This window comes from Loktanella sp. DSM 29012, assembly GCF_900110705.1.
GTDB classification, from domain to species: Bacteria; Pseudomonadota; Alphaproteobacteria; order Rhodobacterales; family Rhodobacteraceae; genus Loktanella; species Loktanella gaetbuli.
Genome location: NZ_FOEJ01000010.1, coordinates 33,323 through 53,746, shown reverse-complemented (window position 1 = coordinate 53,746; position 20,424 = coordinate 33,323). Strand labels below are relative to the sequence as shown.

Annotated in this window: 17 protein-coding genes; 7 read left to right on the top strand and 10 right to left on the bottom strand. The window is 60.1% G+C overall.

Annotated features, from left to right (window positions below):
* Positions 1-6: 6 nt before the first annotated feature.
* From BMX27_RS16050 to BMX27_RS16040, 3 genes are all read right to left on the bottom strand, one after another.
* Positions 7-369 (bottom strand): SorU family sulfite dehydrogenase c-type cytochrome subunit, encoded by a 363-nt coding sequence (locus BMX27_RS16050; protein ID WP_090161363.1) that lies wholly within the window; start codon positions 367-369, stop codon positions 7-9.
* Positions 370-379: 10 nt separating this feature from the next.
* Complete coding sequence (locus tag BMX27_RS16045; RefSeq protein WP_090161360.1) at positions 380-1,561, bottom strand: SorT family sulfite dehydrogenase catalytic subunit; 1,182 nt, start codon at positions 1,559-1,561, stop codon at positions 380-382.
* 117 nt (positions 1,562-1,678) lie between these two features.
* Complete coding sequence (locus BMX27_RS16040) at positions 1,679-2,500, bottom strand: substrate-binding domain-containing protein (protein WP_090161357.1); 822 nt, start codon at positions 2,498-2,500, stop codon at positions 1,679-1,681.
* 227 nt (positions 2,501-2,727) lie between these two features.
* On the opposite strand from BMX27_RS16040, the gene BMX27_RS16035 reads away from it, so the two are divergent.
* Both BMX27_RS16035 and BMX27_RS16030 read left to right on the top strand, forming a co-directional pair.
* Positions 2,728-3,744, top strand: a complete 1,017-nt coding sequence (locus BMX27_RS16035; protein ID WP_090161354.1) for a YeiH family protein — start codon at positions 2,728-2,730, stop codon at positions 3,742-3,744.
* Positions 3,745-3,806: 62 nt separating this feature from the next.
* Complete coding sequence (locus BMX27_RS16030; protein WP_218144669.1) at positions 3,807-4,343, top strand: uracil-DNA glycosylase family protein; 537 nt, start codon at positions 3,807-3,809, stop codon at positions 4,341-4,343.
* A 422-nt stretch (positions 4,344-4,765) separates the two neighbouring features.
* Here BMX27_RS16030 and BMX27_RS16025 read toward each other — a convergent pair whose 3' ends face one another.
* From BMX27_RS16025 to hdhA, 6 genes are all read right to left on the bottom strand, one after another.
* Positions 4,766-6,130 carry an ISNCY family transposase gene (locus tag BMX27_RS16025; RefSeq protein ID WP_090161345.1) on the bottom strand — a complete coding sequence of 455 codons (1,365 nt, stop codon included), beginning with the start codon at positions 6,128-6,130 and terminating at the stop codon, positions 4,766-4,768.
* A gap of 140 nt (positions 6,131-6,270) precedes the next feature.
* Complete coding sequence (locus tag BMX27_RS16020; RefSeq protein WP_143056843.1) at positions 6,271-6,819, bottom strand: hypothetical protein; 549 nt, start codon at positions 6,817-6,819, stop codon at positions 6,271-6,273.
* Positions 6,782-8,437: an alpha/beta hydrolase gene (locus BMX27_RS16015; RefSeq protein ID WP_090161338.1), complete on the bottom strand. Its 1,656-nt coding sequence runs from the start codon at positions 8,435-8,437 to the stop codon at positions 6,782-6,784. The genes BMX27_RS16020 and BMX27_RS16015 overlap by 38 nt, the downstream gene beginning before the upstream one ends.
* 217 nt (positions 8,438-8,654) lie before the next feature.
* On the bottom strand, positions 8,655-9,608 hold the full coding sequence (locus BMX27_RS16010) for a DMT family transporter (protein WP_256212597.1): 954 nt from the start codon (positions 9,606-9,608) through the stop codon (positions 8,655-8,657).
* A gap of 397 nt (positions 9,609-10,005) precedes the next feature.
* Positions 10,006-11,649 (bottom strand): serine hydrolase, encoded by a 1,644-nt coding sequence (locus BMX27_RS16005; RefSeq protein WP_177172766.1) that lies wholly within the window; start codon positions 11,647-11,649, stop codon positions 10,006-10,008.
* Positions 11,650-11,660: 11 nt separating this feature from the next.
* Complete coding sequence (gene hdhA / locus BMX27_RS16000) at positions 11,661-12,428, bottom strand: 7-alpha-hydroxysteroid dehydrogenase (RefSeq protein WP_090161336.1); 768 nt, start codon at positions 12,426-12,428, stop codon at positions 11,661-11,663.
* A 433-nt stretch (positions 12,429-12,861) separates the two neighbouring features.
* Here hdhA and BMX27_RS15995 point away from each other — a divergent pair, with 433 nt between their 5' ends.
* Together BMX27_RS15995 and BMX27_RS15990 are read left to right on the top strand one after the other, a co-directional pair.
* Positions 12,862-15,024 (top strand): malate synthase G, encoded by a 2,163-nt coding sequence (locus tag BMX27_RS15995; protein ID WP_090161333.1) that lies wholly within the window; start codon positions 12,862-12,864, stop codon positions 15,022-15,024.
* 125 nt (positions 15,025-15,149) lie between these two features.
* Complete coding sequence (locus BMX27_RS15990) at positions 15,150-15,983, top strand: bifunctional allantoicase/(S)-ureidoglycine aminohydrolase (RefSeq protein ID WP_090161329.1); 834 nt, start codon at positions 15,150-15,152, stop codon at positions 15,981-15,983.
* Here BMX27_RS15990 and bhcR read toward each other — a convergent pair.
* A complete protein-coding gene (gene bhcR, locus BMX27_RS15985) occupies positions 15,980-16,819 on the bottom strand; it encodes an HTH-type transcriptional regulator BhcR (protein ID WP_090161325.1) in 840 nt (279 codons plus the stop codon). The genes BMX27_RS15990 and bhcR overlap by 4 nt on opposite strands.
* A gap of 167 nt (positions 16,820-16,986) precedes the next feature.
* Between bhcR and bhcA the strand changes: the two genes are divergently transcribed.
* From bhcA to bhcC, 3 genes are read left to right on the top strand one after another with little or no spacing between them, the layout of a single operon-like run.
* Positions 16,987-18,153, top strand: coding sequence for an L-aspartate--glyoxylate aminotransferase BhcA (gene bhcA, locus BMX27_RS15980; protein WP_090161322.1), 1,167 nt, complete (start codon positions 16,987-16,989; stop codon positions 18,151-18,153).
* 14 nt (positions 18,154-18,167) lie between these two features.
* The gene (gene bhcB / locus BMX27_RS15975) at positions 18,168-19,118 is read left to right on the top strand and encodes a beta-hydroxyaspartate dehydratase BhcB (RefSeq protein WP_177172765.1); all 951 of its coding nucleotides are present in this window, start codon (positions 18,168-18,170) and stop codon (positions 19,116-19,118) included.
* A 9-nt stretch (positions 19,119-19,127) separates the two neighbouring features.
* Positions 19,128-20,291 carry a 3-hydroxy-D-aspartate aldolase BhcC gene (gene bhcC, locus BMX27_RS15970; RefSeq protein ID WP_090161317.1) on the top strand — a complete coding sequence of 388 codons (1,164 nt, stop codon included), beginning with the start codon at positions 19,128-19,130 and terminating at the stop codon, positions 20,289-20,291.
* The last annotated feature ends 133 nt before the right edge of the window (positions 20,292-20,424 follow it).

Genomic DNA, 20,424 nt, shown 5'->3' with positions numbered 1-20,424 from the left:
AAGGGTTCAGTCCCCGCCGCCCGCGACCTTTGCAACATATGCCGAGACCGTTTCGATCTCTTCCTCGCTCAAGGTGCCCTCGAAGGCGGGCATGACACCCACTCCGCTCGTGACGGCGACACGAACCTGGTCTACGCTGGGCTGAAGCTCGTCGAGGTTCGGGCCCACCTTGCCCTCGGCCTCCGCATCGGCGAGGACGTGGCAGAGCGCGCATTGGGGCTGCGCTGTCTCGTTGAAGATCGTCCGGCCGGCCTCGGGACCGGCCTCCTGCGCAGCAAGCGGTGTCGCCAGAAACGCGAGGAGGACGGTCGAAAGGCCTGCCGGACGCCCGTGGGAGTGCCGTCGGAGTTCCTTAGAATAAATTTTCATCGTCTCTTCCTTATCCGACCGTCACATCGACGGCATGGCCGAGCCAACCGTTATGCCCGTAGCCACGCTCGTTAGGCTCGAACTCCTTGGGCTGGGTGTCGCCATTGCCGTTGGTGGCGCGGCTCGTGAGCGTGTGGGTCCCCGCGCCCAGATCTGCGACGAGGACGAAGGGCCGCCAAGCATAGCGGCCCATGTCGGGCCCGAGGAGTTCGGCCTCTTGCCAGCTCTCGCCGCCGTCGGTGGAGACCTCCACCCCCGTTACGGCACTGGTGCCCCCCATTGCGAGGCCTGCGATCCTGACCTGTCCGGTTCCGGCATCCTCGAGCGGGCCGGTAATCCATGACTTGACGCTCATCTCGTACATCGAGGGCTGGGACGGGTCGCCTGAGACGCCCACGGGACGAACGCGGTAGCCGGTCTGCTGAATCTTGGCAGGGCTCTCCTCAGGGGTGAAAGCGAGCCGTTTGAGATATTTGACGTTGTTGACGCCGTAATAGCCCGGAACGATCAGCCGCAGCGGACCGCCATGGGCCAGCGGAATCGGCTCGCCGTTCATGTCCCAGGCCAGGATCGCCTGCTCCATCGCCTCCATGGGCACGGAGCGTTCGACCTGAATGCTCTCGGGCGGCAGGCCCTCGGGGATCTCCTCGCCCCCGGTTCCGGTCAGGAAGGCCATGTCGCCCGCGACGCCGCCCATGGCTTCGGCCACGGCGCGGATCGGAACCCCCGTCCAGATCACGTTGCCGGCCGCGCCGGTCGCCCATTGCGACCCGCTCGTCTCGTGATCGAAGAACGCGCGCCCGTTGCCCGAGCATTGCAGGACCGCGACCACGGTTTCCGACCCGAGCAACTTCAACTCGCCGAGCGTCATCGTGCCGGGTTCTCCGACGCCTTCAATCGACACTTCCCACGCGTCGCGATCGGCGACGATCTCCTCGGAAGGCGCGGGCAGGTTGTTGCGGATGTAGAGATCGCTCGACGGCGTGACGAGCGCATCGCCTTGCGCAGCGCGCGTGGTCTCAAGCGTCTCGGACGTATGGACGATCATGTCGTCCGCGTCCTTCCAGGCGACATAGGCGGGCAGTTTTCCGCCTTCCTGCGCGATCGCCGGCAAGCCTGTCAGGCCTGCGCCGGCAAGGCCGGCCGAGCCGATCAGGAATTGGCGACGTTTCACCGGGTATATAGTGGTCATGATGTCCTCCCTCCATATTCAAAGCCGCAATGGACTCAATAGAGAGACGGTCTGCCCGCACAGATTATTCCCTCGCGACGAAGAATTTCCGCCGCGAGGTTCCTAGCCGGGGAGCGCTTACCTCTGCCAGCCTTCGGTGGCCATGAGTTCCTGCGCCTCATCAGTTACGAGGAAGTTCAGAAAGTCCTGCGCCGCCGGGTCCGCGTCCGGGGAAATCACCACGTTGACGTCGCGCCAGATTTTCCGGGCTTCGTCGAGTTCCACCATCTCCAGTACGTCCTGATGGGTCAGCGGCCAGTTCGGCCAGGTAATCCACGCATCGGCATCCTGGTCCTGGAACTGTTGAAAGCTCGCTCCCGAGCCAAGTGCGTAGGCGACGATGTTCTTCCGGAACGCCGCAATGTCGTCGAGCCGCCCGAGACGGCCCGCCACGTCCTCCCAGGTCCCCGTGCCGGAGGTGTTGTAGACGCCCGCCCCTTCGGTCACGACAATGCGGATGTCTTCGCCGAGGAGATCCTCGAAACCTTCGATACCCTTCGGATTGCCCGCTTTCACGGCAATTACGACGGGGCGGATGTAGATCGGCTCGACATCGGCGTGATCGAAGGCCGGATAGGTCAGTAGAAACGCAGTCATCGACTGCTCCGACGTGCCCCACAGGATGTCTGCGTCGGCCTGAGCGTCAGCACTCCAGTCCGCTTCTGGCCCGGCAACAATCTCGACTTCCGTGCCGGTCTCTTCCTGCCAAACATCGGCGACCTTCTGGAACGCGGTATGCGGCCCGCCCGCGCCATAGAGCTTGACGATGCCGTCCTCGGGAGCGTGGGTGATACTCGGATCGGCGAGGTCCGTTTTGCCGACACGGTCGGAGAACACGTCGGCAGCCGCCGGCAGAGCCACCAGTGTCGTGGTGGCGATGAGCATAGTGAGGCGTATCATGGAACTTCCTTCATTGGGGATCTTCGACGGTGATTTGGCTCCGTCATAGATACTGACGGCCAAAGGACGCGGCCTATTCCCGGACAGAGACTCACAGTCGCGTCATCAGAGGACACGAAGAGCAATACGGAAAGCCGCGGGAATACCCGGCCCGGGTCGCACGTCTGTTAGGTACGTGTCCCTGAGTGGGGCAAGCCAATATTCCGACAATGATACGAAAGCCTTCAATGACAGACACCACCGCCGATGCGGGGTCAAACAGATCGATCTGGCCTGGCCTCGCCCTCACCGCCCTGATTGCCGCCGCTGCCTTTGGACTGCGCCTCGTCCCCGGGATAGACGCGCTCTCGCCGCTGATCCTGTCGATCCTTATCGGTATGGCGCTGCACAACATGATGGGTACGCCGGGCGCGGCGAAGCCCGGCGTCAACGTATCTCTGAAGGTCATTTTGAAGGCGGGGGTTGTGCTGCTTGGCCTGCAACTCACTATCGGTCAGGTTATCGAGGTCGGCCTGCGCGGCGTGGGTATTATCGCGGCCGCGCTCATCGCGACGTTCCTTTTTACCAAGTGGCTCGGGCGGCAGCTCGGGGTAGGCACCAAGCTCACCGAGTTGATCGCCGCTGGCACCTCGGTCTGCGGTGCCTCCGCCGTGATCGCCACCAACACCGTCACACGGGCCTCCGACGAGGACGTGGCCTATGCGGTGGCCTGCGTGACGGTGTTCGGCTCGCTGTCGATGGTGTTGATCCCGGTGGTCGAGGCGACGGTGCTCCATCTCGGCCCCGATGCCTACGGGCTCTGGACCGGTGCAGTCATCCACGAGGTCGCTCAGGTCGTCGCCGCGGCCTTCCAACAGGGCGATGCGGCCGGGCATACGGGGACGATCGCTAAGCTCACCCGGGTGATGATGCTGGCGCCTCTGGTTCTGACGCTCGGCCTCCTGGCCCGGCGGCGAAACGAGGGTGCCTCGGGTGCCGGCGCCCCGATTCCGTGGTTCGTTTTTGGCTTCGTCGCCATGGTGGGGATCGCTTCGTTGGGGATCGTGCCAACGGCCGCGGAGCCTTGGCACAAGGGCCTGACCCAGTTCCTTCTGGCCATGGCGCTCGCGGCGATGGGGCTCGAGACGGACATTCGCAAGCTCGTGGCCGAGGGCGCGCGACCCGCGCTCCTCGGGGCGGCGTCGTGGCTCTTCATCGTCGCGCTCGGGCTTGGTCTCGTTCTTCTTCTCGGGCCGAGCGGATGACGGAGGAGCTTGCAAACGCCGCCGCCAGGTCCCGGCGCCTTTCAGCTTTGGATGCGCCGCACATGACCGCGCTCAACACCTATGCAGAGGGCCTGCGCGCGGAGGGTCGCGACGTGCCATGGTTCGATCCGCACGACGGCGGTACGACGGCACGATGCCTGATCCTGCTGGAGCGGCCCGCGCGGCGCGGGGACGCGCCTCGGTTCGTTTCGTGTGACAACCCTGCACCGGCGCAGCGCAACCTGCGGCGGTTCTTGGCGGAAGCGGGTCTGACCCGTCGGCGGATCGTGATCTGGAACGCCGTGCCCTGGCTGCCGCCTGCGGGCACGGTGCGCAACACACCGTCCCGCATGACCGAACTACGTGATGGGCTGGCCCATCTCCCGGCGCTTCTGGGGCTCCTGCCCGCGCTACGCGCGGTCGTTCTGGCCGGACGCTCTGCCGGACGCGCCTCGCCCCTCTGCGCGGTCCCCGTCTTGCGAGTTCCGCACCCGTCGCCTGTCTATGTAAACGCAAACCCATCAGCGCGAGGTCGAATCGTGGCTGGGCTCTCTGAAGCCGCTTCGAAAATAGAATGTCCGACGACTGGCCGTCACTAGAGCACGGCACTGGCAGATTATTCGGCTCCGCCAATCAGACCCTTGAAGCAGACATACATATACGGCGCAGCGAATGACTATTCCGTCCGCATAGCGGTCCTCGGTGCGGTCCGCCGCGAAGGTCCGGTTCGAGCCCATACTGTTGCTATTTCCTTGCGAACCACCGTCCAATAAGGAAATCGGCGGCCGCAAAAATCGCGACGAAAACCAGTATTTCCAGCCACCAAGGGCGATCCGATGGCAGTGTGTACTGGAGGGCAAAGATCAGAAAACAGAGGACAATGGCCCTCGCCAGAACTTTCATTGATTATCTACCGCCAGCAAAGTCATTCGTATCCTGCCCACTTCTACTGTTGCGTGACAGCGAAAAGTCGACTGATCGCTTCGTCCGCACAGCCGACTTTTGGCTAGATTATCCAACGTCAGCTTTCGGAGCCGGTCTGTGCCGCAGCTGCGCGCTTTGCCGCGTAATGCAACTCCAGCTTGGACGGTCGGCCGGGTGAGCGACCATTCTTGACGTAGCCGTTCTTGGCACTGACCGGTTTGACCTTCGGCTTTGGTGCAGCCTTGTCCTGCTCCTCCTTGATATGGGCCAGGACGGCGCTGAGGTGCTTGTTCTCGGTAATCGCCGCGTGGGTTATCCGGCGCTCGGGGTTCATGATCGTGTAGGGTAGGGCGACACCTTTGGCGCGGACCTGAATGCGCCCGTCGGCCAGTTCGTAGACATCGACATATGTCCCGGCGAGGCTGCGTGTTAGATCGTTCACCGCCAGCTTGATCCGTTTGCGGTCGTATTTAAGCATCAGATCCTTGGTCACATGGCGTTTGTCGCGCAGACAGAAGACTTCGCTGAACCGATCCGGCTCAATGTTCAAAGCCCGGTGCAGATTGTCCGACCGGGCCGGGGCCTTTGCGAATTTGGCGTTGTAGCGCTCGATGAAGCCCGGAAGAAAAACGTTTCCGTCTTCGATTGAGGATACGCCTGCGAGACGCAGTTCCTTGACCAGCCGATCCTGCAAAGTGCGGTTGGCGCGCTCTACGCGGCCCTTGGCCTGGCTGCTATTGGCGCACAGTATCTCGATGTTCAGCTCGGCCAGCGCGCGACCGAATTGGGTCATGCCCGTCATGTGCTGGTTCGGCTTTGCAACCCGAAAGACCGTGTGTTTGTCGCTGTAGAACGCCACGGGGCGACCGTATTTGAGCAGGTAGCTTTCCAAGGCCTCGAAATAACTGAACGTGCTTTCCGAGGGCACGAACCGCAATTCCATCAACATGCTGGTCGCATCGTCGATGAAGACGAGCAGGGTGCAGGGATCGGCGCGATCCTCGAACCACCGATGATCCGACCCGTCGATCTGGATCAGCTCGCCAAAGCATTCCCGGCGTGATCTGGGTTGATGGAACGTGCGGCGCTGCTTGCGTGACAACCACAGACCTGCGTCCTGCATCCAATTGCGCAATGTCTCACGCGAGACCTTGAACCCGTGATGTTCCGCCAGCATCTCGGCCGCCAGTGTCGGTCCGAAATCCTCATACTTTTCTTTGACCAGGGCTACGGCATAGTCGCGCTTGGCGTCATGGATCTGGTTGTTCGGTGCCTTGCCGCGCGCCTTGTGCCGGATCCCGGCACCGCCTTCGGTGCGGTACGTCTTGAGCAACCGAAACATCTGTCGTCTGGTCACGTCCAACAGATTCGCGCCGTTCTGGACACTCAGCCGTCCATCATCGACCTGCGCCAACACCTCGATCCGGTGGAAGTCACGCTCGCTCATCATCACCCATCCCATGTCTGCTCTCTCTGCTTGCTTTCCTCGGCAGGGAGAGTGACATTCCTGAATTGCACATGGGTGACATTTTAGCTTTGCGGCTACACAGGTTTGCTTCGCATAATCCGTCTTATGTTAAAATGGAACTTTTCATGTGTGGTTCAATGCAACAGATATTTCACGCCTGCGAGACCACATCCGATCGTGCCGGTAAAAGCACCGTGCATGAGACTGGGAAACACGCGACCATAGATGACCCAACCGATACTGTATCCATAGATCGCAAGTAGTCCAATTGCGGCGGCTTGCGCCAGTGCGACGCCCGTATCTAACGAATAGAGCCCCGGCGCCGCAACCAAGATCAGAACCGTCGGCACGGTGACGGCAGCGAGTGTTGGCGCGCTGTGATGCCAACCTTTTTTGATCTCGGACCAACCGAACGAGTGACGCGTTTGAACCGCGTCAGAGGATATCTTGGCGAAGGCTTCCGCAAGCACGATGGCAAAGATCGACCCGAACAGGATAACAGCCGTCTCGACCGGGCCGTCCGACCCGTGGCCGAGGGCAAGCAGCAACGCCATGACAGTGATTGACCCATAGATCACCCCATGCGCGTTGCGTCCAATTCGCGCGATTTTCGCCTCGACTTTTCGAAGGACGGTCTCGTCCGCGCTATCGTTCATGATCGCATCCCTGGTGAAAACCGCCATCACAATGTTCGATCAGGCGGGCCGTGTCGTCGTCGGTCCAGTCGTCGGGGTCTGTCACGGCGATCCAGGGCCCGATGTAGTCGGGTCCGTAATAGGCATGGCCATGACCGTCCGGTGCGGTGTTTGCCAGCGCCAGATCAATGGCTAACTGAAACTGGGTGACGACGGGCATGAACCGCATGTCGGGCGACACATCCGGTCCCGGTTCCTCGTTCATCCAGTCCGGCGCGCGCCAGAACGAAGCGGGTTCGTATAATACAATCGGATCGCTGGAATATTGCAGATAGACGATCCGCATATCGCCCCACCCATCCGGCCCGCCGCCATCATCGGTATGCGAGGCAAAACGCACCAGCTGGCCGTCCCCGAGAACGGGGGCAATCTCTGGCGTGCCTTCGTTGCGCGACGCGACAATTCCTTGCCACATGGTGGAAGGGAACGGCGGACCGGCCCACATCGCGCCGTCGATGGGATCGTCCAGCAGCGCGAACAGGTCGGTGCCGTGCATCGAGGACCAAGACCCAAGGCTGAGGCCGTGGATGTAGAGCCTTGGCCGCGCATCATCCGGCAAATCGCGCCAGTATTTGTGAACCGTGCTGATCAGCGCCTCGGCCTGGTCGAGGCCGGAGCGTGTTTCCAAGATCAGTGCGAGCGGTGATTGCAGGTAGGAATATTGCGCCGTGACCGTCGCAGTGTCGCCGCCGTGCATGTATTCGACGGTATCGACCGCGCCGGGGTCCATCCAGCCCGTGCCCGTCGGCAGCGCCAAAATCAGCACCTCGCGGTCGAAGCCGCCCTGCCGGACAAGTTCCGCCAAAGCAATGTCGGCGCGCTCCTGCGGGTCGTTCGACTGCGCCCGGCCGACATATACGCGGATTGGCTGTATTGCGTCGCGCCCGGTAAAGGCCGCAATGTCGTCGGCATCCGGCCCGGTCAGCACATAATCACGCCCCGGCTGGCCCAATGCACCCCAGTCCACATGCGATCCGTCGCCCCCTGTCGCCGTGCCCGGCGGAATGGGCGGTGCCGTATCGAACAGGTTCTGCGCAACGGTTACCGAATTATCGAGACCCGCAATAATCCGGTCCAACACGCCATCGCGTGTTACGATTACGACCACAAGGATCGTCAGCACCAACCCCGTCACATTCGCCGTTCGCGCAGGCATGAAGCGGTAGAGCCAACGCCGCAACCGGTTGAACAGCCACTGCAGCGCGTAACCGACCAGAACCAGTATGGCAAAGACCCCCAGCGCCACGAGGATCATCTGCACCGTGTTGACGGTCTCGACCGACTCCATGCCCATGCGGGTTCGGATGCCGTTCTGCCAGCCCCGTGCCTGCACCAAACACAGGGCAAGGATGATCCCCACCGGAATGCCCGTAAGCAGACGGGCGATCATCACGGTGCGGCCTTTCGGCTCCGGTAGCTCCATCAGTCGGTAAAGCGCAATCACGCCGCGCCCGATCAGATAGCCAATCGCCGTGACCACACCGCCAAGCACTCCCTGCACTATTGCGCCGCGCGGTATCAATGTGGGCGTCAACGAGGCCGCGAAGAACAACAGCCCCAAAAAGAGCGGCAGGACGTAAAGACCTGTCTTGTCAAAAAAGCGCATCGTGATCTCCTCAGTGGATCGAAAATATTGTCCGAAGTTAGGGTGAATAGAAACCCGAACGCGGCGACGGCACCGGACCAAACGTGCATCTTGTCGAAGGCTCAAAAGATTGACGTTTCGATCAACGTCATGAAAATCGTGCCTGCATCCGCCGCCCCGGCAGTCCCAAGGGAAACGGGATATAGTCCGTCTTCAAGTGAAGGATATTGACAGAACTTCAGCGGCCCCCGCGTCTGCGGCGTGGTGCGGACGTATCCGCATGGGCTTCGCGGCGGAAAATATAGATGCCCGATCCAAGGATGATCGCGAGACCCCACCACGTCAACGCATCGGGAAAATCGCCAAAGACAAGAAATCCGAGGGCGGTTGCCATCACGATCTCAAGATATTGAAACGGGGCCAGACCTGCCGCATCGTTCGTGCGGTAGGCAGAGGCGATCAATACGAAAGTGATCGCCGCGACGGCACCGGCGCACAGGATCATCGCGAAGGATCCGACGTCGCGCAGGTCCGGCACCAGCCCGTCCATGCCCGCGCCGTTCAACCCGACCGCAATTGCGATCATTACCAGCGCCGCGTAGACTGTCGCGCCGCATTGCACCGTCAGCCCGGACCGCGTGCGGGTGGCTATTTTCATCACGATCATGTTCAAGGCATATGCAACTGCGGATGTAAGCGGAAGCGCCGTCGCCCAGCCATAGGCCGCAAAGCCCGGACGGATCACGATAAGGGCGCCAAGCAGTCCGACTGCGACAGCAATCAGGCGGCGCCGCCCGATCGTTTCACCCAATAGAATTGCAGCCAAGATGGTCAGGATCAGCGGTTCGACAAAGAAGATGGCGATGGCCGTGGCGATGGGCATCACCGCAAAGGCGGCGATCAGGGCACTCAGCGAGATCGCGAGCAAACCACCCGACAGTGCCACGACGGGCGAAAACATCGCTCCTTCCAGCCGGTGCCGCAGCAACCACGCAACCGGAAACAGAAACACGCCCTGCGCCAGAATGCGCCAAAGCGTGACACCTGCGGGCGACATCGTATCACTCAGCAGCTTGGCAAAGGTATCTCCCACAGGCAGAAGAAGCATCGCGACAATCATGTAAACCATGCCGCGATTGACTTGATCGGCTACGGCGGGGCGCAGGATTGGCAGATTGGTCGTTTGAATCATCGTAGAACTCCAAACATAAAAGCGGCCCTTGAAAACAGGGGCCGTTCAAATCCGGGCGTTCGGGACAATGTGGTTCGGGAAGGTCGCACCCATGACGCCATCACGGGTCTTCCTTCGACCAGCTTTAGAAGATGAGACAAAGCATTGGCAAGCCTGTTCCTGCCATAGCAGGTATGCGCTGCCGCCATATCGGTTTCGGATTCCGAGCGGCCCGCAAGCGCCCTGAACAAGATTCCGAACGCGAAGGACAGAAAAGCCGACCAACCGGGCGACGGTCCATCCCGGTCACGCGGACGCGGCGACATCCCCCGTCAATTCTGCCCGCGCCGCGCAGCAAAAATATCCACTACAGCCGCGCAGGAACGAACCGTTACTCCTGTCATGTGCGTCACGCGATCTACCGACGGCGAGCGGTAAGGGTTTCGCCGTCCGTCGTCGTAAGGGTCAATGTGCCGGTCTCGTCGATCTCGTAGCCGGTCACGCCCGCAAGGATCGTCAACAGTTTCCGCTCCTGATCCAGCAAGGCAGGCGGACAGGCCATCATCGTGGTTCCGGTCTGGCCGATCGACAAAGCTTCGCCCGTATCTACAAAGCTGCCGATAATTTGGTTGCAGGTCGCGTTTCCCGTCAGGGACCCGTCGGCCGTGAACACCAGATGAGCGTTGCTGTTGTCGATCACCTCCGCACCATCGACGTCCTCGACGGCCCAAGGCTGTCCGACCAGGGTTGGATTGGCGGACTGTTCCATCAGGTAATCCGCAACAGCTTGGTAAGCGGGCAAGGACGTCGGATCGCTGGCCGCATTGCCCGCGACCGGATGCGACGCAAAGCGCACGATCACCATGTCTGCGGTTGGATCAATATAGATCGTCTGGCCGTGCACGCCGCGCGCCGCAAAGGCGCCGTTGTCGTTGTGGCTGACCCACCACATGCCGCGATAGCTCCATCCGGGCAGCAGATCATAGCCTGCCTTTGCAAAAGCATCCTTGTTCCCGCCTTTGCGGATCCGTTCAATCGCTGCGGCGGGGATCACCTGTTCGCCGTTCCATTTACCGTTCTGCAAAACAAGCTGACCAAGTCGGCCCATGTCCCGCAGAACGGCATTGAAACCACCCCCTGCAAACGAGGTGCCAATGCTATCCACAGTATAAAACCCGTCCCGCTCCGTTCCGATGCGGGACCAGATACGATTGGAAAGATATTCAGCCGCAGACACACCCGTCGTGCGTGCAACAAGCCACCCGGCTACATCCGCGTTGACTGTTTTGTAGCCGAACGCCTCACCGTGCGTGCCGTCCTGTTCTACCGTTTGCAGATACTCGAAATAACCACGCGGACCGGTGTAGCCTTCGGGCTTGGGTAAGGGGCTACCCGCTTCGGCGTAGGTCCAGACTTCTGCATCGGGATCAGCGTAATCTTCCGAATAATCAAGCGCCGTCGTCATTTCCAGCACCTGCCGGACGGTGGCACTGCCAAAGGCAGTGTCGGCCAACTCCGGTATCAGATCGGCCATCAGGGCTGTTTCATCGACCAGCCCCTCAGCCACCAAGACTTCGGTCATGAGGCCAGTCAGGCTTTTGGTGACGGACATGGCCCCGTGCAGCGTGTTTTCGTCAAGACAGCCGTCGTAGTTTTCATAGACGATCCGGCCCTTGTGCATGACCAGCAGACCTTCGGTGTAATTGTAATCGAACGCCTCCTCCCATGTCATCGTCGCGTCGCCGCCAAGCGGGCTGAACGTCACGTTGTCGATGTTCGGGTCCAGCGCCCGCGGCAGCGTCGTGACATCACCGGGTGCCGTGGGCACAGCGACAGACGGCATCAACTCTCGAAAATGACACACCGTCCAGCGCAGCTTGGGAAAGGCAAAGTAGTCCGGATCCGTGAACCGGATTGTTTTGTCCGGCGGCGGAGGAAACCCCTGCATCCATTGCATGGTGACCGGGTCAGACTCTGTCGCGTTCAATCTTTCCTGCGCCATGGCGGCACCTCCGAGCGTCAGCACAGCGGCAACTGTTGCAGTCAATTTTCTCAAGGTCATCCCATGTCCTCTCAATTCAATTCCTGAACGCCGCCGCCGGACACCGTCAAAATCTGACCGCTGATCCAGCTTGCGGCGGGAGAGCACAAGAACAGCGCCGCGTTGGCCATATCCTGCGGTTCGCCCAAACGGTGGATCGGCGTGTGTTGCAGCATCGCATTCTCAATGTCGTCGTTCAGGACCGAGTTCAGCGCCGCCGTGCGCGTAGCACCGGGGGCCACGCCATTAACGCGAATTCTGCGGGGGCCGAGGTCAAACGCGATATTGCGGATCAGATGGTTCGTGGCGGCCTTGGACGAACCATAGGACGCCATGCGCTGGTTTTTGTTTTCGCCCGCCATGGACGTGATTGCGAGCATTGAGCCCCCGCCCGCCTTCTCCATCTCGGGTGCGGCAAGCTGGGCCAGCCGGAACAGGGAAAAGACGTTCAAATCATAGGCAAACCGGAAATCATCCATCGACATGTCGAACGGCTTCGGACCACCGCCACCCGCATTGCTGACGAGAGTGGTCAGCTTGCCGAGCTGGTCCACGGTGTCACCGACCGCCGCCTTGAGATCGGCCTCCTTGGTGACGTTGCAGGTGCCATGCGCCGCTCGGCCACCATTCGCGGTGATGGCGTCTGCCACATCTTTGGCGGCATCGGCATCCAGATCGGTGATCATAACGGCTGCGCCTGCTGCGGCGAACGTTTCTGCGATTGCGCGTCCGATTCCCGCACCTGCTCCGGTAATCAATGCCACCTCGTTGCCGAGGGTGAAATCTACAGGATTATACATCATTTTCTCCTTTCGCGCAGTCGCGGTCGATCCGCGGTATGCGGCGGTTTCCGGGCGTTCAGGAAGATTTTTAAGGATCTGTATGCGACGCCATCGCTGTCCTTCGATTTTGGACGTATGGGCCAAATCGTTTCGGTCAAGGCGCAACAAATTCGCCCGAGTTTGCCGGATCGGCTCCTGAAATGGTCAAAGCCGGGGAACAATGCGGCAGATATCAAGCAAGAGCCCCAGAGCCCGAAAGCCCAAAGCTTGGAAGAATACGCGCGTTATCCGCGCAGCGTGCAATATCGCCACGCGCGGATTCCATGGACGCAAGAACCTTCAGACATATTTGAAAGTCCTTACGGCTTTCCCTCGCTTACATCAGGAATTGCATTTACGTATTCCCGAAGCCTTACCGTACACCGACGCATACAATATCAGGATACCAGCTATGGCACAGGCTCCAACTTACTTGAAACGGGACTCCTTGAAAGTAGATCCGTTGCTTGCCGAATTTGTCGAACAGCAAGTGCTGCCCGCGACAGCTGTATCCGCTGACGAATTCTGGCATGGCCTTGCAGAACTGGCCCACGAATTCGGCCCCCGCAACAGGGTGTTGCTGCAAAAACGTGCCGACCTTCAGGCGCAGCTGGATATCTGGCACCGATCCCACCGGGACGCCCCACATAAGGTGTCATCCTACAAGACCTTTCTGAAAGAGATCGGCTATCTTGTTCCCGAAGGCGATGATTTCTGCATCGAGACCGAGGATACCGACGCCGAAATCGGATCAATCGCCGGTCCGCAACTTGTCGTGCCATCGACCAACGCGCGTTTCGTCCTGAATGCCGCGAACGCCCGCTGGGGCAGCCTGTATGATGCGTTCTACGGCACCGACGCCTTGGGCAGCCTTCCCCGCAATGGTGGGTTCGACATGGGTCGTGCAGCGCGTGTCGTGTCGCGAGTCGCTGTGTTTCTGGATGAAAATTTTGCAGCCGAGGGCACCAGCCACAACGCCGCCGCGTCCTATACGGTCGAGGACGGCAAGTTGCTGGTCGACGGTCAGCCCCTGATCGAACCGGACCGATTTGCAGGATTTGCCGGCGATGTATCCGCACCCACCGCGATCGTCCTGCGCAACAATAACCTGCACGCGATCCTGCAATTCGATACCGATCACCCCATCGGCAAGGCTTCGCCTTCGGGCCTCTGCGATGTGATCCTCGAATCCGCGCTTTCCGCCATTGTCGATCTTGAGGACTCAGTCGCCTGCGTCGATGCCGAAGACAAGGTGCTGGCCTATTCCAATTGGCTCGGTCTGATGAAAGGCGATTTGTCTGACACGTTCGAAAAGAACGGCGAACGGATTACGCGCGCACTCAAACCCGACCGCCGCTATACCGCGCCCGATGGCACGGACCTGACACTGCACGGACGCGCACTGCTGCTGGTGCGCAATGTCGGCCATTTGATGACGAACCCCGCAATTCTTGATCGCAACGGCGAAGAGATTTTCGAGGGACTGATGGACGCGATGATCACGACGGCCATTTCCCTGCACGACCTGAGCAAGTTGAGCGGACAACGCAACAGCCGCACCGCATCCATGTATGTCGTCAAACCCAAGATGCACGGCCCCGAAGAAGTTGCCTTTGCAAACGACATTTTCACGCACGTCGAAAAGGTGCTGGGCCTGCCGCAATATACCGTGAAGCTGGGGATCATGGACGAAGAGCGACGCACTTCGGTCAACCTCAAGGAATCGATCCGCGCGGCGAAGCATCGCGTGTGTTTTATCAACACGGGCTTTCTGGATCGAACCGGGGACGAGATTCATACCTCGATGGAGGCCGGCCCGTTCAGCCGCAAGGATTTCATCAAGCGCAAGGGCTGGATCACGGCCTACGAAAACCAGAACGTCGACATCGGGCTGGAATGCGGGTTGAGCGGTCGCGCCCAGATCGGCAAGGGCATGTGGGCCATGCCCGACAAGATGGCGGCGATGTTGGAACAAAAGATCGAGCACCCGAAAGCGGGCGCAAACTGTGCCTGGGTCCCTTCGCCCACTGCGGCCACGCTCCATGCGATGCATTACCACCGTGTAAACGTCTTCGATGTGCAGGCCGGTTTGGCCAAAGGTGGGCGGCGCGCGTATGTCGAGGCCCTGCTGGACATACCGACGGCGGCCTACCGCAAATGGACACCCGAACAGGTCCGGCACGAGGTCGAAAACAACGCTCAGGGCATCCTCGGCTATGTGGTGCGGTGGATCGATCAGGGGGTTGGGTGTTCCAAGGTCCCCGACATCAACGACGTCGGCCTGATGGAAGACCGCGCGACCTGCCGGATTTCAGCGCAGCATATCGCCAACTGGCTGCATCACGGTATCGTCAGCCGTGACGACACGATGGAAATCATGGAGCGCATGGCCGAGGTGGTGGATCGCCAGAACGCAGGCGACCCAGCCTACACGCCCATGGCCCCAGGGTTTACCGGTGTCGCGTTCAGGGCGGCCTGCGATCTGGTATTCGACGGGGTGGCCCAACCCTCCGGCTATACCGAGCCGGTGTTGCACGCCCGCCGACTTGAATTGAAGTCGCGGTTGGCAGATTAAGCGGATCAGTTTGACACCTTTCGCGATTATCAAATGATTGCGAAAGGTGTTGTGTCGTTGCAGGTAGTGGTCGCGTCGGGTGATCTGGACCATCCTGCACACAACTCAGATTTCGGGATTTTATCATGTCAGCCACCTATTTCGCACCCACGGGCGGTCATCCACCGCAAACGCAACTGCTGACGGATCGCGCGATTTTCAAAGATGCCTATGCGGTGATCCCCAAGGGCACGATGCGTGATATTGTAACCAGTTTCCTGCCGTTCTGGGATCACACACGCCTATGGGTGCTGGCCCGGCCCTTGACAGGATTTGCCGAAACGTTTTCGCAATACATCATGGAAGTCCAACCCGGAGGCGGGTCGGACAAGCCCGAACTGGACGACCATGCCGAAGGTGTCCTGTTTGTCGTCGAAGGGTCGTTTACTCTGACCATCAACGGTAAGGATCACGAACTGGCGACAGGTGGATACGCCTATCTGCCCCCGTCGTCGGGATGGACCCTGCGCAATACCTCGCAAGCGGTGACGCGGTTTCACTGGATCCGGAAATCATACGAGTCTGTCGACGGCATTGATATACCCGACGTCGTGATCGCCAACGAAAACGACATTGATCCGACCGTCATGCCCGATACGAACGGTGCCTGGGCGACCACCCGGTTCGTCGATCCGGCTGACCTGCGCCACGACATGCATGTCACCATCGTGACATTCCAACCCGGAGGCGTGATCCCGTTTCTGGAAACCCATGTCATGGAACACGGGCTCTACGTGTTGGAGGGCAAGGCAGTCTATAATCTCAACAATGACTGGGTCGAGGTCGAGGCAGGCGATTACATGTGGCTGCGCGCGTTCTGCCCGCAAGCCTGCTATGCGGGCGGGCCGGGGCGCTTCCGCTATCTGTTGTATAAAGACGTGAACCGGCACATGAATCTGCGTCCCCTTTCCAAAGGTTAGCGTGGACGTATGCCCCCGATGGCAGCGGTCAGCTCACGGGCAGCATCAATCACCGCAAGGCTCAGACGCGGAATGTCATTCGCACCCACGCGACTGGTCGGGCCAGAGACGGAAATGCCGGCAACGGGTTCGGCGTTTACATCAAAGACGGTCGCGGCGATGCAGCGCATGCCGAGGTTTTTTTCTTCTCCGTCAAGAGCGTAACCACGGTCGCGCGTGGTTTCGAGGTCGGCCAACAGCGCGTCTTTATCTGTTATCGTATGCAGCGTGAACGCGGTAAGCGGTGCGCCGTCTATGGTCCGTTCCAGATGACCCGCATCCATTTCGGCGAGCAGCGCCTTGCCAATACCTGATGCATGCATGGGCGACAACGATCCGGGCGGAAAGAACGCGCGGATGTTTGAATGGGTCTCGACCTGACTGAGAAACAGGACCGATCCGTCCCGTTCGGCGCCAAGGTTTGCCGTTTCGCCCGTATTCTCCATCAGCTTGCGCAGGACCGGCCGGGCGCGATCGACCAACGACGTGCGCCGCAGGAACCGCGACCCGATCACAAAGGCCGTAGGACCGATGTGCCAGATCTGTTCCACAGCGTCGAATTCCACAAGACCCCGCCCCTCCAGCGTGACAAGCACACGGTAAACCGTTGCAGGCGCTTGACCCATCTCGGTCGCGATCGTTGTCAGCGCCTTGCCTTGCGCTTCGCTTAGAAACTCAAAGACCTCCATGGCGCGATCCAGCGACTTGATCGTGTTCTGGGATGTCTTGTCATCCCAATCGCGCGGTCGCCCGCGTGCACGTCGACCCGTCGAAGAAAGATTGTCTTGGGAATCCATAGAATGCCTCTAATTTTATTGGAAAGACTTTTTCACCTTATGAAAAATATAAGAGACTGACAACAAACCAAAATATATCCCGCACCTATTTTGAAATACAATTTCAAAAAAATAGCGTCGCAAGGGACGGACCCTTAGAACGGATGAAAATGACCCAGGAGTCCGCCATGAGCTTTCAAAACCCAGTCTTCATTCCCGGCCCGACCAACATGCCCGAGCATATCCGTCAGGCTTGCTACATGCCGACGATCGATCACCGCTCGCCGATGTTTGGCAAGATGCTGCACCCGATCCTGGACGGTGTTCGCCGGGTTATGAAATCGCAAAGCGCGCATATCTTCATTTTTCCGTCAACCGGCACCGGCGGCTGGGAAACGGCGCTGACGAATTGCCTCAGCGCAGGCGATAAGGTTCTGGCCGCCCGCAACGGCATGTTCAGCCATCGCTGGATCGACATGTGTCAGCGTCACGGGCTGGACGTTCAGATTGTGGAAACCGCCTGGGGCGACGGTCTGCCTGCGGACAAATACGAAGAGATACTGAAGGCGGACACCAACCGCGAAATCAAGGTCGTGCTGGCCACCCACAACGAAACCGCGACAGGCGTCAAATCCGACATCGGGGCCGTGCGAAAGGCGCTGGATGCTGCAGAACACCCGGCCCTTCTGTTCGTCGACGGTGTATCCTCTATCGGGTCAATGGATTTCCGGTTCGACGACTGGGGCGTTGATGTGGCTGTCACCGGTTCGCAAAAGGGCTTTATGCTGCCCGCCGGACTGGCGATCGTCGGGTTTTCCGACAAGGCGATGAAAGCTACTGAAACAGCCACCCTGCCCCGCACCTTTTTCGACGTGAAGGACATGCAGAAGGGGTATGACAACAACGCGTTCCCCTATACTCCGCCCGTCGGCCTGATGCGCGGGCTCGAAGCTTCGTTGAAGCTGATCGAGGATGAGGGTTTGGAGAATGTCTTGGCCCGTCACACCCGGATCGCAACAGGCGTGCGCCATGCGGTCGATGCGTGGGGCCTGAGACTTTGCGCCAATTCGCCCGAAGTTTATTCGGATTCCGTTTCGGCCATCCGCACGCCAGAAGGATTCAACGCGACGGACATCGTCACCCGCTCCGCCGACAAATACGGCATGGCGTTCGGCGTGGGCCTTGGCGAGGTTGCGGGCAAGGTTTTCCGTATCGGTCATCTTGGCCTGCTGACGGACGCGATGATGCTGTCGGGTCTGGGTGTCGCGGAAATGGTCATGGTGGACCTCGGGCTTGATATCAAGCTGGGCTCCGGCGTCGCCGCCGCCCAGGAATTCTATCGCCACGGATCGTGAAGGACATGAATGAGATGTATATCCCCACATATCAGGACATGCTGGACGCACATGAGCGGATCGCGCCGCATATCGTCCGCACACCCGTCTTGACGTCGCACTACCTAAACGAACTGACCGGAGCCGAGTTGTTCTTTAAATGCGAGAACTTCCAGACACCGGGTGCGTTCAAGGTGCGCGGCGCGACAAACGCTGTCTTCGGGCTGGACGATGCGCAAGCTCAGGCGGGCGTGGCGACACATTCGTCAGGCAATCATGCGTCCTGCCTATCCTATGCGGCCATGCTGCGCGGTATCCCCTGCAACGTGGTCATGCCGAAAACCGCCCCGCAGGCCAAGAAGGACACCGTGAAACGGTATGGTGGCAAGATCACCGAATGCGAGCCCTCTACGTCGTCGCGCGAAGAAACCTTCGCCCGCGTTCAGGCTGAAACGGGCGGTGATTTCGTCCACCCCTACAACGATCCGCGCGTGATCGCAGGACAGGGCACCTGTTCCAAAGAATTTATGGAGCAAACCGATGGTCTGGACATGATGGTTGCCCCCATCGGCGGAGGCGGCATGATTTCCGGCACTTGCCTGACGCTGTCCACTCTGGCCCCCGAGGTGAAGATCATAGCCGCCGAACCAGAGCAGGCGGACGACGCCTACCGCAGCTTCAAGGCCGGTCACATCATCGCTGACGACGCACCCAAGACGATCGCCGATGGTCTGCTGGTCCCACTGAAGGAACGGACCTGGCATTTCGTGTCCAACTACGTGACCGATATCCAGACGGCCTCGGACGCCGAAATCATCGACGCGATGAAGCTGACGTGGAAGCACCTGCGGATCGTGATGGAGGCCAGCTGCGCCGTGCCATTGGCCATCATTCTCAAGAACAAGGACTACTTTGCCGGCAAGCGCGTCGGCGTGATTGTAACCGGCGGGAATGTCGACCTCGACAAACTGCCATGGCTCAACTGAGGACCGACCATGAACAAGCAACCGGATTTTGAAGATTTTGAAGTCGGCTACGACATCCCCGCCAAACCAGGCATGGATGAAGCCGATATCCAGACCCCTGCCCTCGTGCTGGACCTGGATGCGCTGGAACGCAACATCAAGAAAATGGGCGACTACGCCAGGGACCACGGGATGCGTCACCGCACCCACGGCAAGATGCACAAGTCGGTAGACGTGCAGAAGCTGCAAGAAGACCTTGGGGGTGCCTGCGGTGTCTGCTGTCAGAAGGTGTCCGAGGCCGAAGTGTTTGCGCGTGGCGGCATCAAGGACATTCTGGTGTCCAACCAAGTGACCCAGCCGGCCAAGATCGACCGTCTGGCCCGTCTGCCCAAGCTGGGCGCGCGCGCGATCTGCTGCGTGGACGATGTGAACAATGTGGCCGATCTGTCGGCGGCGGCGGTCAAGCACGGCACGCAGATCGAATGTCTGGTCGAAATTGACTGCGGCGCCGGCCGCTGCGGCGTGACGACGACGCCCGCCGTCGTCGAGATTGCCAAGGCCATCGATGCGGCCGAGGGGCTGAAGTTCTCTGGCATCCAGGCCTATCAGGGCGCCATGCAACACATGGATGCCTACTCCGACCGCAAGGCGAAGATCGAAATCGCAGTGGCGCAGGTCAAGGACGCGGTCGATACGCTGAAAGAGGAAGGCCTTGAGTGCGATATCGTCGGCGGCGGCGGCACCGGATCTTACTATTTCGAAAGCAACTCGGGCGTTTACAACGAATTGCAGTGCGGCAGCTATGCCTTCATGGATGCAGATTATGGCCGTATCCTTGACGCGGATGGCAACCGCATCGACCGGGGCGAATGGGAAAACGCATTCTTTATCCTGACGTCCGTCATGTCCCACGCAAAGGCCGACAAGGCGATTGTGGACGCCGGCCTCAAAGCGCAGTCCGTGGACAGTGGATTGCCGGTGATTTTCGGACGTGATGACGTGGAATACGTCAAATGTTCCGACGAACACGGCGTCGTGGCTGACCCAAATGCAGTGCTCAAGGTAAACGACAAGCTGCGGCTTGTGCCCGGCCACTGTGATCCGACCGCAAACGTGCACGATTGGTATGTGGGCGTGCGCAACGGAAAGGTCGAAACCGTCTGGCCCGTTAGCGCCCGAGGCAAGGCCTACTGAACGGATAAAGGGGGCCCGGCAAGAAGCCGGTGCCAAGTCGTTCGCATGCGGTGGCCAACCCTTTGGTATGCATGCGGGCGCACGAACACGCGTGCGCCCCACCACTGTCCCGGGCGCGTGCCTTGAGCCATCG

Coding starts and splice junctions, on each gene's coding strand:
- bhcA (WP_090161322.1), top strand. CDS start 16,987: ATGAGCTTTCAAAACCCAGTCTTCATTCCCGGCCCGACCAACATGCCC.
- bhcR (WP_090161325.1), bottom strand. CDS start 16,819: ATGGATTCCCAAGACAATCTTTCTTCGACGGGTCGACGTGCACGCGGG.
- BMX27_RS16010 (WP_256212597.1), bottom strand. CDS start 9,608: ATGATTCAAACGACCAATCTGCCAATCCTGCGCCCCGCCGTAGCCGAT.
- bhcC (WP_090161317.1), top strand. CDS start 19,128: ATGAACAAGCAACCGGATTTTGAAGATTTTGAAGTCGGCTACGACATC.
- BMX27_RS16025 (WP_090161345.1), bottom strand. CDS start 6,130: ATGGGATGGGTGATGATGAGCGAGCGTGACTTCCACCGGATCGAGGTG.
- BMX27_RS16045 (WP_090161360.1), bottom strand. CDS start 1,561: ATGACCACTATATACCCGGTGAAACGTCGCCAATTCCTGATCGGCTCG.
- BMX27_RS16040 (WP_090161357.1), bottom strand. CDS start 2,500: ATGATACGCCTCACTATGCTCATCGCCACCACGACACTGGTGGCTCTG.
- BMX27_RS15990 (WP_090161329.1), top strand. CDS start 15,150: ATGTCAGCCACCTATTTCGCACCCACGGGCGGTCATCCACCGCAAACG.
- BMX27_RS16035 (WP_090161354.1), top strand. CDS start 2,728: ATGACAGACACCACCGCCGATGCGGGGTCAAACAGATCGATCTGGCCT.
- BMX27_RS16020 (WP_143056843.1), bottom strand. CDS start 6,819: ATGGCGGTTTTCACCAGGGATGCGATCATGAACGATAGCGCGGACGAG.
- BMX27_RS16030 (WP_218144669.1), top strand. CDS start 3,807: ATGACCGCGCTCAACACCTATGCAGAGGGCCTGCGCGCGGAGGGTCGC.
- BMX27_RS16005 (WP_177172766.1), bottom strand. CDS start 11,649: ATGACCTTGAGAAAATTGACTGCAACAGTTGCCGCTGTGCTGACGCTC.
- hdhA (WP_090161336.1), bottom strand. CDS start 12,428: ATGTATAATCCTGTAGATTTCACCCTCGGCAACGAGGTGGCATTGATT.
- BMX27_RS16015 (WP_090161338.1), bottom strand. CDS start 8,437: ATGCGCTTTTTTGACAAGACAGGTCTTTACGTCCTGCCGCTCTTTTTG.
- BMX27_RS16050 (WP_090161363.1), bottom strand. CDS start 369: ATGAAAATTTATTCTAAGGAACTCCGACGGCACTCCCACGGGCGTCCG.
- BMX27_RS15995 (WP_090161333.1), top strand. CDS start 12,862: ATGGCACAGGCTCCAACTTACTTGAAACGGGACTCCTTGAAAGTAGAT.
- bhcB (WP_177172765.1), top strand. CDS start 18,168: ATGTATATCCCCACATATCAGGACATGCTGGACGCACATGAGCGGATC.